Annotated in this window: 11 protein-coding genes; 1 reads left to right on the top strand and 10 read right to left on the bottom strand. The window is 52.4% G+C overall.

The genetic code is table 11. From position 1 onward, the window contains the following. Positions 1 to 97: 97 nt before the first annotated feature. From IPG22_15755 to kduI, 4 genes are all read right to left on the bottom strand, one after another. Positions 98 to 2683 carry a DUF4982 domain-containing protein gene (locus tag IPG22_15755; protein ID MBK6589744.1) on the bottom strand — a complete coding sequence of 862 codons (2586 nt, stop codon included), beginning with the start codon at positions 2681 to 2683 and terminating at the stop codon, positions 98 to 100. A 116-nt stretch (positions 2684 to 2799) separates the two neighbouring features. Then, positions 2800 to 3600 carry a PorT family protein gene (locus IPG22_15760; protein ID MBK6589745.1) on the bottom strand — a complete coding sequence of 267 codons (801 nt, stop codon included), beginning with the start codon at positions 3598 to 3600 and terminating at the stop codon, positions 2800 to 2802. 166 nt (positions 3601 to 3766) lie between these two features. Further along, a complete protein-coding gene (locus tag IPG22_15765) occupies positions 3767 to 4864 on the bottom strand; it encodes a glycoside hydrolase family 88 protein (GenBank protein MBK6589746.1) in 1098 nt (365 codons plus the stop codon). Between the two features lie 50 nt (positions 4865 to 4914). Beyond that, complete coding sequence (gene kduI, locus IPG22_15770) at positions 4915 to 5763, bottom strand: 5-dehydro-4-deoxy-D-glucuronate isomerase (GenBank protein ID MBK6589747.1); 849 nt, start codon at positions 5761 to 5763, stop codon at positions 4915 to 4917. Positions 5764 to 5905: 142 nt separating this feature from the next. Here kduI and IPG22_15775 point away from each other — a divergent pair, with 142 nt between their 5' ends. Then, complete coding sequence (locus IPG22_15775; GenBank protein MBK6589748.1) at positions 5906 to 7213, top strand: DUF2088 domain-containing protein; 1308 nt, start codon at positions 5906 to 5908, stop codon at positions 7211 to 7213. 72 nt (positions 7214 to 7285) lie between these two features. Here IPG22_15775 and IPG22_15780 read toward each other — a convergent pair whose 3' ends face one another. The 6 genes from IPG22_15780 to IPG22_15805 all read right to left on the bottom strand — a co-directional run bounded on the left by IPG22_15780 (position 7286) and on the right by IPG22_15805 (position 16713). Continuing rightward, entirely contained in the window at positions 7286 to 7639 is a 354-nt protein-coding gene (locus tag IPG22_15780) for a cupin domain-containing protein (GenBank protein ID MBK6589749.1), read from the bottom strand. Between the two features lie 27 nt (positions 7640 to 7666). Continuing rightward, positions 7667 to 9532: a hypothetical protein gene (locus IPG22_15785; protein MBK6589750.1), complete on the bottom strand. Its 1866-nt coding sequence runs from the start codon at positions 9530 to 9532 to the stop codon at positions 7667 to 7669. 114 nt (positions 9533 to 9646) lie between these two features. Continuing rightward, positions 9647 to 12934, bottom strand: a complete 3288-nt coding sequence (locus IPG22_15790; GenBank protein ID MBK6589751.1) for a carboxypeptidase regulatory-like domain-containing protein — start codon at positions 12932 to 12934, stop codon at positions 9647 to 9649. 165 nt (positions 12935 to 13099) lie between these two features. Further along, on the bottom strand, positions 13100 to 14326 hold the full coding sequence (locus tag IPG22_15795; protein ID MBK6589752.1) for an ROK family transcriptional regulator: 1227 nt from the start codon (positions 14324 to 14326) through the stop codon (positions 13100 to 13102). Positions 14327 to 14965: 639 nt separating this feature from the next. Continuing rightward, entirely contained in the window at positions 14966 to 15742 is a 777-nt protein-coding gene (locus IPG22_15800; protein MBK6589753.1) for a Crp/Fnr family transcriptional regulator, read from the bottom strand. A gap of 314 nt (positions 15743 to 16056) precedes the next feature. After that, positions 16057 to 16713, bottom strand: coding sequence for a response regulator transcription factor (locus tag IPG22_15805; protein MBK6589754.1), 657 nt, complete (start codon positions 16711 to 16713; stop codon positions 16057 to 16059). Between the last annotated feature and the right edge of the window lie 9 nt (positions 16714 to 16722).

Here is a 16722-nt window from a genome sequence, read left to right on the forward strand (position 1 = left end):
ACGAGTCGTCAATTTGAATAAGTTAACGTTAACTTAATATCACACACTTTTAACCAGTGCAAGCAAAATGTTCTAAACTGGACGAAAAATGGGCAATTTATCTTTTTGACGATCTTGTCAGGCGGATACCTGAGAGGATCGGATCGCCGACCTGTGGGGTGAATTCGATCAAAAGACCATTCAAAGCCGTAACTTTGGCCACGTACGTATACGGGCGGTTGAAACCGACGCGTGAGACGATATCTAGCTTTTCCAGGAGCATTTTCCCATTGGCCTTAACATCAAAGATCCGATTTCCGCCAACCTCAACTTTTCTCTCCGCAAACAGCAGCTCAAGATTATATTCGCCATCAGGTACGTCAAATCTGTATCCAGACAAGCCTTCCTGCATTGTCTGAAACAATGGATCGTGCACCGTTCCAAGAATATTCCTATCCGGAGGCTGCGAATATACAAACTTCGATCTTTCGCCAAGGAATCCCCAGGTTCCAGCGGAGTATGCTTTGTCCGCCAGCCAGACCACATTCCTCTCGTCGGTAAAATCAGCATTCGATCCGACGTTTATAGCGATCTCGTTTGACCGAACCGTGACAGATCTGAAATTGACGGTCGCAGTATCTTTGATGATCTTGCCTTCGCTCCGCCCGGTGGCAACGAGTTTGTTAAGGCCATTGCGAAGCTTGAGATCCCAACTCACTTTGTTTCCGCCCAAGTTTGTTTTCTTTCCAATCGACACGCCATTGAGCGATAGCTCGGCTTCGGGTATATTTAGATAGACATCGATCGTGTGCTGTTGGTCTGGCAGGCTGGAAAAATACCTACGATCATTTACGGCGATATGCAGGACGGGTTCCTTCGAGAAACTCGATTTGTAAAAGAAATGAATATCCTTCGGCACACGGTCGTAGGTGTACATTCCTTTTTGATTAAGGTGCGGGATCGTTTCGCCTCGCTGCTCGGCTCCGAAATCGAATTGATTCCAGATCGTGCTACCCGAAATGTACGGGCGATCATTGATCTGTTTCAAATACGATTCGTGAAAGAGTCTTTGGTACTCCGTTGTTGAATCAAACCTTCGAGGACTGGTCGAATGCAGCCGCTGGTCGCCGTTTGCACCATATTCGCTTATGAAATGTACTCGATCTGGATATTTCCTATGCTGCTCGTCCATGAACGATCCAAATTCCTCGATTGTTCCGCCATACCAGCCTTTGTAAAGGTTCCAGCCAACAACCTGAGCGATCTCGCCTAGGCCGTACGTGTTGTAAACGTCGCTGCCGTGGAAAGCGATGGTGGTCAAACGAGTCGGGTCTTCGGTCCTTGCGATAGAATCGAGGGTTTTGGCGAGTTCAACGGTCGCTGGAAAGACGCTTTTCGGAACGTTCGGCGGATGCAGGAATATTTCGTTCATATAGCCCCACATGATCACCGACGGATGATTGCGGTGCTGGCGGATCATTTCCTTTAGCATCGAAGCGGCGTTGTCAGTGAACGCCCGGGATTCTGTGACGTAGTTTACGAGCGGGATCTCCTCCCAGATCATCAATCCCAACCGATCAGCGGCCTCCAATACCGACGGATCCTGCGGATAATGGGCAAGCCGGACGAAATTGAAACCGGCGTCTTTCATCAACTCCATATCGCGGATGTGTAGCTTGTCGGGAACCGCATTTCCAAGGCCTCTGTAATCTTGATGGCGGTTCGTTCCTTGTAGCTTTAGGTGTTTCCCGTTCAGATAAAAACCGGTGTTGGCGTCGAACCGGAACCAGCGAAAGCCTAATGGTTCGGTTTTGATATCAACGACTTTGCCGTTTTGCCGGATGATGTTTTGCACGCGGTAAAGATAAGGATCGTCCGGCGACCAGAGATGCGGAGTTGGGATCGAGCTTGTGATGTGGTCGAATAGCTTTTCACCTTTTGAATCGACCGATAATTTAGAAACCGTCGATCTCACTTCACGGCCCTTTGCATCAAGAATTCGGCTGATCACCTCAACTTCTGCGGCTTTTCGGCCTGTATTTGAAACGGTACCGCGAACACGAACCTTTCCCGCCTTTTCATCCAATTCGGGCGTAGAGATCTGAAGCCCCGACGCAGCCATATCATCGATCTTGAAATGCAGATCGTCCGCTGCGATGAGCCAGACATCGCGGTAGATGCCGCCATACATATTGAAATCGCCGGAGAGCGGGGCGATGTCGGCATTGAAGCTGTTGTCCACGCGAACCGATATGAAATTGGGCTTCATCAGCGTGATGTCGTCCGTGATGTCGTATGCGAACGCCGTGTATCCGCCAATATGCTTCCCGACCAGGTTGGTGTTTACGTAAACCTCGGCGACCTGATTTGCTCCTTCGAAATACAGATACAGACGTTTGCCAACGAGATCCGCGCCAAGCGGTAGCTCTCGGCGATACCAGCTCGCGCCGCGTCGATAGCCGGGTTCATCGTCGAAAGTGTCCTTGTCATTCCAGGTGTGCGGCAAGTTGACCTTTTGCCAGCCACTGTCATCAAAATCCGCATCCTTAAAGGTCGGATCGTCATTGCCCGAGAAACGCCAATTAGCTTTAAGAGACAGGACTATCCGTTTGCCGCTGATCTGATTTCGCGGCTGAGCTAAGATAAAACAGAACGATCCAGTCAGTAAACATGTCAGGAAAACGCCAATTATATTTCGAAGCATAGTTGTATTTCCCTACTAGTCTTTATTACTTATTTTGCCGCACAAAGAGCGGGACAGACCACAGACGAAGCGGACGCCAACTAATGAGCCTCCTGCAAAGCCCACTGTATCAAGTCCTAACGGCCTTTTATCTTGAACGCATAACCAACCGAGATAATTAGATCGCCTGTTTTGCTTTTTCCGTCGGTAGCCGTATTCTTCTGAAGAGTTCTGAGGCCGTAGGCCGCTCGGGCGTCGACAAAAAAGTAGTTTTTCCCAATTGGGAATTTGATCCCTCCTCCGCCTGTCAGACCGAAATTAAATCGATTCAGGCTGTCAGTGACGTCGGTATCTGCGTCAAATGAGAGCGGCGGGATCGGTGTTCCAGCCGGCGGCAAAAGAAGCGGTGTTCCAGTTTTGTTCAAGTAAATAGTGCTCGTGCCGCGGGTTACCTGCGTTGCTTTGATCAGGAAACCGGCATAAGGTCCGCCGTTTACATAAAAATGTGGGCCATTCTCGCGACGCCAGGTGTATTTAAGAAGCACCGGGACTTCGATATATTCAAGTTTTGCGGTGTTCTTAAAATTGGCGTAAAAATAAGATCCCGCGGGCAGGACGGGAAGCCCGGGGATCACTTGCGTTATCGGCTGAATACCGTCACGTTTTCCGCCCTGCGGGGCGTAGTTAACCTCAGTTTGAATCGAGAGTCGCCGCGTTAACCCAAGATCGACAAATCCGCCGAAATTATAAGTGAAACGCGATTTATAATCACGTGTGATCTCTTCGGCTCCGTCGCCGACCAGATTGGGTATACTGACGCCTCCCTTAAGTCCTACATGAATGTCCTTTTCATCGCTTTGTCCAAAAGTTGTTGAGGTTACAGCCAAAGCTAAGCTAAGAAGAATGATCCAGCTGCTCTTTTGATTCTTATTACACATACGGGCCTCCGGGTTTTAGTTCGCAAGTTTTATGTCGGAGTTTTTGTGCTCATAGTTAAAGAATCAAGGCCTGGCGATGAACTAACTGCGAACTATTTCGCGCAATGCCCCATTAATTTCTCCAAACGCCGGAGTGCAGAATCTACCAAGCAGTTGCGTACGGTGATCAAAGCTTCAGCTTTACAACTTCCGAACCGGCTAGTAGGTAAGCACCCGCACCATAGACTTCCCAGCTTTCCGCCGTGAAGTTGCGTCGGGGGTCGGCACCGATCGGTTGGGTCCAGCCAACCTTTCCGTCTTCGTGCACGAGCGTGTTAAGTCCCGTCCATGCTTTTTTCACCGCTGGGAGGTATTTGTTCCTGTCGAGTATCTTGTTGTTGATCCCCCAAGCCATCGCGTACGTATGAAAACCGGAACCACTTGCCTCTCCGCCGGGAAACGAATCCGAATCGAGCAAGCTTGAACGCCAAAGGCCGTCCGATTGCTGAAGCGTCAGGATCTTCGCCGCCATTTCCTTGTACTGCGTGAGATAGAATTCTCGTTTAGCGTGATTACTCGGAAGTTCCTGCAGGAGACGAACGAGTCCGCCGAGAACCCAGCCGTTTCCGCGGCTCCAGAAGATCCGTTTGCCGTTGGCTTCGCGTCTTCCGGTGCCGTCGGAGGCGATCAAATATGATGCATCGCGGGCGTAGAGGTCTTCGTCTTTGTTGTAAAGACGATCGTAGGTTTCCTGAAAAAGGCGGTCGTTTAGGTCGAGATATGACTTATCGCCGGTGATCTTCGCAAGCTTCGCGAGCGTCGGCGGAGCCATGAAAAGGGCATCGCACCACCACCAAGTAATTCCGTTTTTCCTTACCTCGTTGCCGGTTTCCTTCTTAAGCCGTTCCACGACATCGATCGTCGGCTGGAGCATCTTTTTGTCTTTTTTCAACCGATAAAGATCGAGATAGGTTTGGTTTATTACGATGTCGTCGGCGTGATCAAAACGTGGCCCCGGCTTCCATCCGTTTTTCTCGCCCATCGCCATAAGAGCGGTCATGATCTCCGGCGATTTTGTCGTTTCGTAGGCGGCGAACACGCCTGCATAGAATGCCCCGTTCGTCCAGTCGTACAGTTCGTGCTTCGGATTAGCGAGCTGCCAGCGGGTCACGGACATCATTCTGGCCTCGATGTTTTTCCGCTTAAAGATGTCAGAGCTCTGGCCGAACGAACCGGCCGCCAACGACAAGAGGATCAGCAAAAGGCAAAGATGTCTAATTTTCATATTTACTTACCTTTTATATCAGGAAGACGTGCTTAAAAGCCAAATCTTAATTATCTAAGTTGGCAGATGTCGAGGACGTTCATGTCCGTGTAATCGAGATTTTCACCGCCCATCGCCCAGATGAACGCATAATTCGTCGTGCCGACGCCCATATGGATCGACCACGGCGGGGAAACGACCGACTGGTTGTTGTCCATTACGATGTGCCGCATGTTGTCAGGCTGGCCCATGAAATGCATGATCCGCTGCTTTTCCTTGAGGTCGAAATAGAAATAAACCTCAGATCTGCGATCGTGAAGGTGCGGCGGGCAAGTGTTCCAGACGCTTCCGTGCTTCATCACTGTCAAGCCCAAAAGTAACTGCGACGAAGGGCAGACGGCGGGGACGACATACTGGTAAACAGTTCGCTCATTCGCCGTCTCAGTCGAACCAAGTTCAAGCGGAACTGCCTGTTCAATGGAAATGTGTTTGACCTCAAACCGCGCGTGAGCCGGAGTCGAGGCGAGGTAGAATCGGGTCGGATTTGCTGCGTCAGCCGATTCGAAAGTTACGTCCTTCGAGCCCATCGGAATGTAAAGTCCGTCTTTCGGAGCAAGCTCGTAACGAACACCATCGACCGTGATAGATCCGTTTGTCGTGCCGACATTGATCGCACCCATTTCGCGGCGTTCGAGGTATGGATGATCTTTTACGGACGCTGGCTCGGCCTGAAGCGGCAGCGAAACCGGCGAATCGACCGGTGCGGCTCCGCCAATGACGAAGCGTTCGTAATGTAGGTAGTTAAGCCGGATTTCGCCGTCGACGAAGAGGTCGTTGATAAGATATCGCGACTGCAGATCCTCATTCGAGGTGCCGGCTAAAGATTGGGGGTCCGTTGCGTAGTAGGTTTTGGTGTACATATATTTATCAAAGCTTTGCACTCAGCCAACTTCGCGTCCTCCTCTGTGTTCTCTGCGTGAAATTGGTTTTTAACGCAGAGGCCGCTGAGTTATTCACAGAGAACGCTGAGATTAGCGTAATGCGTTAGAATTAATTTGTTCAATGACTTCATCAAACGAAAAAGAACCTTTTATCGTCGGCAGTGGCTCACCAGAGAGCGATCTCACCGTTGACGAAATGCGTCAGATCGTCGAGGAGGCCCTGACCGGAGTTCCGTCCGGTTCGCGTGTGCTCGCGATAATTCCGGACAAGACACGTGATGATAATACTCATATCCTTTTTCCGCAGGCCGCCGCTGCTTTGGCCGCAAATGGCGTCACGCAGATCGACGCTCTCGTTGCCCAAGGCACGCATTCGCCCATGACCGAGGCGGAAAAATTGACAAAGATCGGTGCCAAAAGCTTTGCGGATATCCCGAATCTGGGCCACATCTTCGACCACCGCTGGGATACGCCCGAGGATCTTGTAAACATCGGCGAACTTCCCGCCGACGAGGTCAGCCGCATCACTGCCGGTTTGTTCAACGAATCGATCCCGCTTGCCATCAATCGTCTCGCCGCTCCGAGCGTTTATGACGTGATCCTGATCTTCGGTGCCACCGTTCCGCACGAGGTTGCCGGATTTGCCGGTGGTGCGAAGTATTTTTTCCCTGGCATCGCCGGAGCACAGCTAACACACAAAACCCACTGGCTCGCCGCTCTCGCCACTATCGAAAAGATAATCGGCCGTATCGAAACTCCGACCCGCCACCTGATCGAGGCTGCGGCTGATCGCATTACGGCAAAGGTCATTACCTTTACATCGGTGATCTCGAGAACGAACGAAGACCGTTTGCGAACCCACGCCATTTTCGGCGGCGACTATCGTCCTTCGCTGCGTTATGCTGCCGAAGTAAGCCGTCACGTCCATATCAAATACACAGGCCGCCGGTACAAACGCGTGGTGGCTCTCCTGGATGAACATTACGAAGACCTTTGGCTCGGCGGAAAGGCGAGTTATCGGCTCGGAGCGATCATCGAACCGGGCGGAGAACTTATCATTTACGCTCCAAAACTCTGGTGCATTTCCGAAACTCACGGCCATGATATTGAACGCTTTGGTGGCTATGCTCCGATCGAAAATATCAAAGAGCTGGTCGCAGAATCCGTCGAGCTGCAAGCCAATCTATGCGTAGCCGCGCATCTTGCGCACGTTTCCTACGCCGGGCGAAGGGCGGACGATGGCAAGTTCGTCACTAAATACCGCATCGTCCTCGCCTCCCAGGTTGATGAACAAACGTGCCGCCGCGTAAATCTCGATTATCTCGACTACAAAACCTTCGACGCTGCCAATTTCAAAGACGACCCAGACACGCTAATTGTCGAGCGAGCAGGACGCGATCTCTACCTCGTCGAACCGTCCAAAGATTGACCGCGTCAGATGCGTGAGCGGTAGCGACTGGGTTCTTCATAGTCAACGATCGAGCAATACCGTCAGTACTCGCTATTTCAAAAAATCTTCCCGAATTGGCGAAAAGATGTCGATCAAGACGACCTCTTCGTCCATCATCGTCGCGCCGTGACGGTTATTCGGCGGGAAGTGCAGCACGTCGCCTGCCGAGACGATATTCTCCACCCCATCAATAAAAAACCTTACCTTTCCTTTGACGACCAGAGTCATCTGCTCGTGCGGGTGCGTATGCTCCGGAGTTACCAGAAACGGCTCGAACGTAAAGCGGCACATCATAACGTTTTGGCCGACTACCATTTGACGCTTAATGCCCGGAGCCGGTTCGGTGACCGTCACCTTGTTCCAATCGGTTACCAATGCAGATAGTTGAACTTCGTTTGCGATCATAAAATAGGGTGAATTTTCCTGTTTCGATTACTTTGGCTCGATGCTGATCTCCCAGCTAAATTTCTGGCCGGCGGCGAGTTTCATGTTAGCCTTTTCAGCGATGAGATGAAGCGGAATTGCTCCAAGAACGCCCTTGCTGAGTTTACCGTCACCGGCGGCAAAAATGCGAATATCCTGTCCGTCATTTAGCTGAAAAGTAACAATTGTGTGGCCTTCGCGACCGTCGAGGTTAAAAATGCGGGCATTGTTCTGCCGCGTTTCGTTTACCGAAGTTGCGGTTGAAGGAAAGACGAATTTCCATTCCCTGATCTCAACGTCGCGGGCGGCGGTTACTGTCTCGCGGCGGATAAGCACACCGTTCTTGATGTTGAACTCGACATCGCTTTTCAGGCCTGTATCGAATCTCTCGCCAGATTTGCTGCCGATCTGAGCCCATTTTGTATTTGAGAATTTAAGTGACCGGCCGTCTTTTCCCGGCGTGATCGAATCGGCTCCGTCGGCTGCAGCGTAAACCTTCTTGTCCGCGAGGGTAACAAACGGCACGAACGACGGATAGACTTCTTCAACCGGAGCCGAGAATCCTGAAATGCCGAAGGGAGCTGGAAGGTAATCCGCGATCGCTGGCTTCGTTCCGACCGTGATCGGCAGGGCAAATCTTAGATTGCCTTCGCGAAAAAGCCATACGCCTTCCTGCTTATCACCTTTTGCAAAGAACTCAAATCTGGCGACGTTTGGGAGCGCCGGCTTTGCCGGAAAGCTTAAGACTCCTTCCTTTTCGAGGATCGGCATGAACTCCGCGTGGGCCATGATGATCTTGCCGAGGCCGGTTCCGGTTTGCTGCCATTCGCGGCTGGGGTTGATATAGGCGTAATTGCCTCGGCCGAAATCAAAGACCCGGAACATATGCGTCGTGTCGTTATAATCCGCACGGATCCAACGCCACGCCTGGTTGTACAGGGCCGCGAGTTCGGTTAGAGGAGCCGGCCGAAACTCAGAGTGTTTTCCGAGAAACGCGACAATCTCCATCGTGTCGAGATAGCTGACAAGTCCTTGGCTGCGGCCCCAATTGTAGCCGTAGCCTTCAGGCGAGACCAGGTCCCACCAGAGCTTCATTTGGATCTTGAGAGTGTTTTTGAGCTTTGCCGTGATGTCTTTGCGGCGCGCGATCTCGGCCGCGTCCCAGCAAAATCTGGCGTATTCGTTCGAATACCTGTCATAGCGTCCGGTCGGTGGATTATCGTCGGCGTAGATAGCTCCATCCGTGAACTGTTTAGCAGCGCTTTCAACAACGGAATCAAGGAACGAGCGTTCTTTCAGCACGCCCATTTGATAGCTCATTGCGGCAACTCGAGCCGCTACGCCAAGGTAATTTTCGGGCAGGTCGATCACCTTTCTGGTTTTGGGGTCATAAAATCTAGTTGGGTCGAGCAGGGAATTCCACTCTTTTCGTTCGGCATCGTTCATGCTTTGCCAGACGGCATTTTTTGAAAGATCGTTCCCGTAGTGCCGAAGAGCGAGCGTCGAATAGAGTTGAGAGAATGATTTGCCGCCTTTGCGTGATTCGATAAGTCCGATCTCAGCGATCGCTCGCGCCGTGTCTTTACCGGCGATAATGCGGCTACCTCCGACATCTGCCTGAGCAGCAAGAGCTCGTGCAAAACTGCCCCACGAGAAATCGCCGACGGTCAGAGCATTGAATACTCGATCGGGCGGAGATTGCAGCGATTTGATATCGCCGAAATGTGCAGCGATCTCGCGAGCTAAAAACTCGCGGCCTTCAGCCTTTAGTTCGGCGGTTTTCACCGTTTGGGCCGACGCCTGAAACGCCAGAATTGCGACCACTGCGAGGCAGACGATCAACCGGCTGGTGGAAGGGTTTTTGCTAAACAGCATATGTATTAATTTCGCAGATACATTATAGGTCTGGCAATACAACCAGGCCTTCAAATAAGGTCAGAAAAGAGAGTATGAGTAAGCCGTTGGGCTTACTCATACTCTCTTTCAAGATTAGAACGTCAGCCTGGCGCCGAACTGGAGTTTGCGCATATCGCCGGCACTGGAGATGACGCCGAAGGTGGTCGACGTGGTTCCGGCGGCGGGGACGGATGCGTTGGGCAGATCGTAGTTGACGTTGTTGAAGATGTTCGTTCCTTCAGCACGGAAACGGACTTTGAATCGCTCACCGAAGCGGAAGTCGCGCGACAGTCCGAGGTCGACTACCTGGAAGCCGGGGCCGGTGAGCAGGTTGCGTGGGGACGTGCCTTCCGTGGCCACGCCGGTAACAACGAGGTTGCGCGCGAAGGCAGCAGTATTGAACCATCTGGCCGCCGTCGGATTGTCGATGTGCGGATCGCCGATGAGCTGGGCACGGTCGGTAGTAACCCCGTCAAGGTTAGCGTCGACGTTGGCATTGGTGACCGTGAACGGCCGTCCGCTGCGGAGCTTGAGGATCGGCGAGATGCTCCAGCCGTTGAGGATAGCCTTGACGACCTTGTTCGAGCCTTCATAGTAATCAGGCTGGAAGTTCAGGCTCATGCTGAAGACATGACGCTGGTCAGTATCGGCACGGCCCTTCTCGAGGTTGAGCCGGCTGTAGTTCTGTGCGAGGCCCTGTGTCGTGTTGTTGTGAAGCTGAACGCTGCTCAGGGTCTTGCTGAACGTATAGTAAGCGTTCATCGTGAACCGTTTCGCCATCCGATATGCGGCGGTAAACTGGCCTGCATGATAGCTCGCATGCTGATCTGACTGCAGAAGCGTGACCGCACCAAAGAGCGGGTTCGGGCGACGCGAAAGGATGTTCGCACCGGCTGACGTCGCCGTCGGGGTCAGGACCGGATAGTTGATATCACGGCCGAACGGCAGCCCGCCGCTCAGGGTTCCGACATATGCCGCACCGGCCGTCAGGTCCTTGGTCAGCTGACGCTGAAGCGAGACGTTCATCTGCAGTGTGTGCGGCCAGCCGAAGTTCTGTGCGACCGCAAATGCACTGCCGCCGTTAAGGAAGGCTCCGGTGTAAGGGAACGGAGGACCGCCGACAAAGGCATTGTAAGGATTGCTAAGCGAAGCTCCGATCGGCACACCGGCCGTCGTCGTCCGCGGATTGATGTTCGAGAACGTTAACCTCGTCGAGAATGGCTGCGTGTTGGTCTGCGTGTTCCACTCATTGCCCGAGATGCTGCCGTAGAAGCCGCCGACAGCAGCCCGGATCGAGGTCTTGCCATCACCCTTCGGATCCCATGCGATACCGAAGCGTGGCGAGAAGTGCGTCCAGTTGGTCGGAATGCCGCCGCGTTCGACGCCTTCGTCACCAAAGAACAGGATCCCCGGAGGTGCGTTCGGACGAACGACCGACTGCTTGCCCGCAATGTAGTTGGCAACACGGTTCTCAGGATCGGTCGGCGGTGTCTGTACATCCCAGCGAAGGCCGAGGTTGACGGTCAGACGCGGATGGACGCGGAAATCGTCCTGCACGAACAGGGCACCGTACCACGTGTCGGTGTAAGCCGTTACCGGTGAATCCTGCGTGACGGCACTGGGAATACCGAGCAGGAAGTTGCCGAACGCGTTGGTGGTAAGGTTCGTCGTATTGAACGCTGTCGACGCGTTAAAGGTGAAAACACCGTAGTTGTTGAGCAGCGTTTCCTGAATATCTTTATTCAGCGTAAGTTCGCCGCCAAGCTTGAGTGAATGACGGCCGGCGTTCCAGCTGAAGATATCACGCATCGAATACAGATTGGTTCCGGCTCTCGGGCCGCCGATGGCGTTGGTGAGCGAGAAGTAGCCGGTAACATTGATCTGTGGCAGCGAAGGCGTGCCCTGCGGGAAGAATGACGAGCCGAGGTCACGAAGCGAGGTGCTTGGGACATTAAGACGGCCTCCGAGGTTACGTCCATAAGTGACCCAGACCTGATTGATCTTGTCCGGGCTGAGAATCCAGACATCGCTCGCATTGAAGTTATGCTGCCGCCATTTGTAGTTCTGAGTCGCCCACGGCAGGTTGCCGCTGCCCGGGAATACGGTCGTGACACCAGCGGTCGTAAAGTACGAGAACGAAAGCCGGTGAGGCTCATTGAGCTGATGATCGAGCTTGATCAGATACTCGTTGGTGTCGAACGGGGTTGGAACGTTGCCCTGATAACCGGGCGTGCCGTTTGCATTGGTGATGTTGGAAGCCGGGAGATATGTGTCCACGATCTTCCGGGCGACCGGGTCGACACGGTTGGCACAGATGACATGTTCGACGCCGTTGCAGAAGAAGTTCTGCCCGGTGGCCGGATCTTTGGGCTTCGTTGCCGAAAGGGTAAAATTGCCTGCCCGCTCCAGAGCCGTGGGAAGGACAGCTCCGGCCAGAAACCTGTTGGTGAGCTGACGCAGGCCGGAATAGGAAAAGAAGAAAAAGCTCTTGTCTCGCTTGATCGGGCCGCCGATGGTCCCGCCGAACTGGTTACGCTTATACGGAGCTTTTGCGACCTGCGATCCCCATTCGTTGGCGTTGAACTTTTGACTACGCGTGAACTCATAAAGCGAGCCGTGGAACTGGTTCGTGCCTGACTTGGTCAGAACATTGATGATGCCGCTCGCGAAGCGTCCGTATTCGGCATTGTAGCTGTTCGTTTGGACCCTGAACTCCTGAATGGCGTCCGGGCTCGGTGTCGAGTTGCCGGTGTTGCGGAGGTTGGTCATGTTCGTACCGCCGTCGAGGAAGTAGTTGACCGAACCTGTTCCGCCGTCGGTGCCGCCGTTGATGAGCGTTCGCTGTTCGGGAAAGCCGAGTGTCAGGTTGTTCGTCGCCGCCGAAGCCGTGGCAACGCCGCTGTTGTTCGACTGCACACCTGGTGTCAGATCGAGCAGGGCATAGATGTTTCGCTCGACCAGCGGCAGGTTCTCGATCTCTTTGGTCTGGATGGTGCGGCCGAGTTCGGCATTGCTGGTGTTGACCTCCGCCGCTCCGCCCGTGATAGTGACCGATTCGGTGACCGATCCGACCTCGAGCGAGATGTCGACCTTGCCCGTGTCATTGACCTGCAGGACGATGCCGTCGCGGAATGCCTTCTTGAACCCCGAGGTTGCCGTCACCTCGACGACGTATTTCCCGACCGGAAGGAACTCGATCCGATAACTGCCATCTTCACCGGAAACAACGGTGCGTTTCAGTCCCGTGTCAGCATTGCGGGCCGTAATACTAGCATTCGGCACCTGTGCCCCACCCGGATCCGTCACACTCCCCACGATCGTCGCCGTCGTACTCTGTGCCGCTACCGTTAATGGGATCGCGAACAGAACCGCGAGGAACATAAATATCCCCAAGCTCTGCTTCAATCCATCCGCCTTTTCTCTCAACCTCATAAATCGGCTTTTCTCTTTCATCTCTTTTCTTTCTCCTTCTAAGCTATAAGGGTTCGCAATCCTGATCATTTTTAGCCCCGCCTTGATAAAACTCCAGGAACCAGATCTCTCTTTCTAAGCGACTTTTGGTGCGGCGAAGGCCGGTGCGGTTACGAGTGCCGCGGCTCCGCGCAGACGTGGATATTCGCTCGCAGGAACGATCGCGATCGATACGCGGCCCAGGTCAGTTGTCAACGTTCTCTCTTTGATCGCATCGCGAACCTGCTGCTCGATCAGATCCCAGGCTTCCGTTATCTCTCCGCCAATATAGACCCGCGAAGGGTCGACCGCGTTTATGATCGACGCTATGCCCAGGCCTAAATAGCGGGCGGTCGAACTAAGCGCCGTCAGGGCCTTGCCGTCATTGCCGCGAGCACGGAGTATCAGATCTTCGATCGTGAAATCCGCTATGTTCATATCTTGCGGGCCGCGCGTTGTGACATTGCGGCCGAAATAACGTGAAAGCGTCGCAGGATTTGAAATGTATGCTTCCCAGCAGCCGTTAGCTCCGCAGGAACATTTAGGCCCGTCGATGCTTAGCGGTACGTGGCCGAATTCACCCGCCGTATTATGCTTGCCTCGAACCACCTCGCCGTTTATGACCACTCCGACGCCGACACCATCCGATACGCTTACAAAAACAATGTCATTGAGTGCCGAGCCGTCACTTTGCGGGGTCCATATTTGAGAAAGGGCACAGGCTTTGCCGGAGTTTTCCAGATGCACCTCGATCCCGTTGAATTCCTTCTGGAGCGGTTGCAGCAGATTTACATTTCTCCAGCGCAAAGTAGGGGCGTGCAGAACAATGCCATCGGTTCGGTCGAGCAGGCCGGGAATAACTATCCCCATTCCGCTGCATGTTGCGTCCGCAGCAATAGTCTTTAAAGCCTTGCGAACCTCCGAACCGAGCGACTCGATGAACTTGTCGGGCTCAAGAGCCGTGGCAAAACTGACGATCTCGCCAAGCTGTCGGCCGATCGAGTCGGTGATCATCATGTACGTCCGCGAAGCCCGCACGTCAACGGCGACCGCGCAGCTTTTCTGAGAATTCAGATAAAGGAAAGTCGGCTTGCGGCCGCGAACCTTCTGCTCGCGCTGTGCTCCTTCTCGGACGAGATTCTCCTCGAGCAGTTCGTTAACCAGGAATGTGATATTCGCCCGATTCGTATCCATCAGACGAGCAAGGTCGGCTCGCGAAACCGGTTGATGGGTTCGTATCAAGGTCAGAGCGATCTGCTTGTTTATACCACGCGACGTGCCCCGGGTAGCGAGTGTGAATTCACGTGGATTGATCTTACGCATATTGTTAAATGACTTAACAAAAAATCTAAAGAGAAGTTCCAACGAAAGCAGGAAATACAGATATCCGCTCAAATCATTGGGTTGTGCAGGCCCGGTCTTAAGATAAAGTTACGTTTTATCGGAATTTGTTAGAACATTTGACATATTACACCCAAAAAGTTTTTCGTCAAGACAGAAACGACAAAAAATGCGGAAAAATCAATAAATGTCGGGGAAAATTGGCGGCTGGAGGGAAATATGTCAGGTTAATCGGTTATCTCCAAGTTCGCCGAATCACTAGAGAAGCCGACGCATAGATCCGATAGTGGAGGAGTGAACTTTGAAATATCTCGCGATTGGTAAGACCAATTTAGATGATGTTCCTATTGCGGAACAACTGGTTGCGAGTCGATCTACAGGAAATCGATCAATGCGTGAAGTTATCAAAAACGATTGTTCCAGCTTATTCGCTTACGACGAAAATATGCGTGGAAGTGGATCAGATCTTTGCCATAGATCAAAAAAATAGGCGGGAAAACCGTGCGAACATTTTTGGTGTGGATGTTCAAGGTGTGAAACGATTCTCCCGCCAGGGTCAAGCCTATCCTAACTTGCCCTACTGCTGCCGTTCGGTACGGCCGCAAACAAAGTGCATAAGATCTATGCGTAGCTCAATTCCAAATAACATGTGCAGGCTGATTTCTTAACCCGCTCGCGGTTGCAGATCGAGATCCCGCCGCGCGAATAGTCGATAAGCTTCATTTCTCGCAATTCTTGAGCGATACACGTAACGCTCGGCCGATAGACTCCCAATGTGCGAGCGATCTGCTCGTGCGTCAGCTTAAGTGTGCTGCGGCCGGAGCGGTCCTGGAGCATCAGAAGCCAAGTGCAGAGCCTCTCTTTTACGGAGTGATACATGTTACAGATAGCCTTCTGAGAGATCTGTTTTATGTATAGATCGACGAACTGATTCAGGCCGTTTCGGAGCGTGTCGTTAGACCGAAGTAGCTTTCCAAAAGTTATCGCATCCAGTTTCAGAGCCATTCCCGCCTGTGAAACCTGCGTAAAATTCTGGGAGGTTTTTGTTTCTGAGAACATCAACGAAAGCCCTATAGCCCCCTCGTTACCGGTAACTGCTATCTCAACCGCACGGCCGTCTTCGAGCATTTTGAACTCAGAAATGACGGCGGTCACCGGAAAGTAGATGAAATCTATGCGATCACCTTCTTGATAGATAAACTCCTCTGCCCGCAACATTACCGGTTTTAGCGAGGGAGCAAGTGATCTGCTCAGCTCAACCGGACATGAGTGAAGAATTAAATTGGACGGAGCCGTCTCGACGTCTTGAGTTTTATAATACCGAGGAGCTGCAACCTTTGAGCCGCGATAAACCTCATCGCTGCCAAAAAACTGTGATCCACCTTCTCTGAGATCCATTTGGTTTATCCTCCTTACCTGAAATGTTTGTGGGCTGGTCAGCCTCAACTCGTTGGCCCTGAATTCCCGGGATACGTCCAAGCTTTTTGCTTCATGGCGGCAAGGGATCACATCCTGCGATCCCTTGCCCCTTCCCCTTGAAAATGTCGGATAGGCGACCCCTTTTTCGTTTCGCCGCTCCATCACTCGCGACTACACTGCCTATCCGATGAGATAAGTATGGATGAAGCGAAGAAGAGATAAAATCGGGAAAATAGGGAATGTGTCTAAGGGAAAACCCTTAGTCTTATGGGAATAGGGATCATGGACCGGACCTAATTATCCTTAAGCCAGTCTTGTAGTATTGCGTACTTTACGATGTCTATCCGGCTGGAAATGCCAAGTTTGCGCATTGCGTTCGCCTTGTGGGCTTCGATAGTCTTGACGCTAAGAGCGAGTTTTGCACCGATCTCCTTGTTGCTGTATCCGAAAGAGATCAACCGAAGGACCTCAGTCTCTCGATCCGAAAGCTCACCTTTAGTTTCGCCTCGCATTGACGATGCCCGGTTGACGTATCCGCCCATGACCTTTCTAGTCAGGCTTGGGTCGAGATAGGCATTTCCGGCAGCAATAGTTCTGATCGCGTTGATAAGTTCGGTTGGAGCACTCTGTTTTAAGACGTAGCCGCTGGCACCCGCACCGATGAGCTGCTGTAAATAGCCGTCATCTGTATGGCGCGTAAGTATCAATATTTTAATGTTAGGCCTAACCGAACGAAGTCTCTTTGTTGCCTTAAGCCCATTTAAATTCGGCATGGATATATCCATCAGAAGGATGTCGGGCATTAGTCTCGTAGCTTCTTGGATCGCCACCTCGCCATCGCCTGCTTCACCGACAACCTCCATATCGGGCTGCGAATCGATCAAGAGCTTAACGCCTTCGCGGACGGTCTGATGATCCTCTGCAATTAAAACTCTGAGTTTTGGGTCCATTTTATCCAC

This window comes from Acidobacteriota bacterium (assembly GCA_016703965.1).
GTDB lineage: Bacteria > Acidobacteriota > Blastocatellia > Pyrinomonadales > Pyrinomonadaceae > OLB17.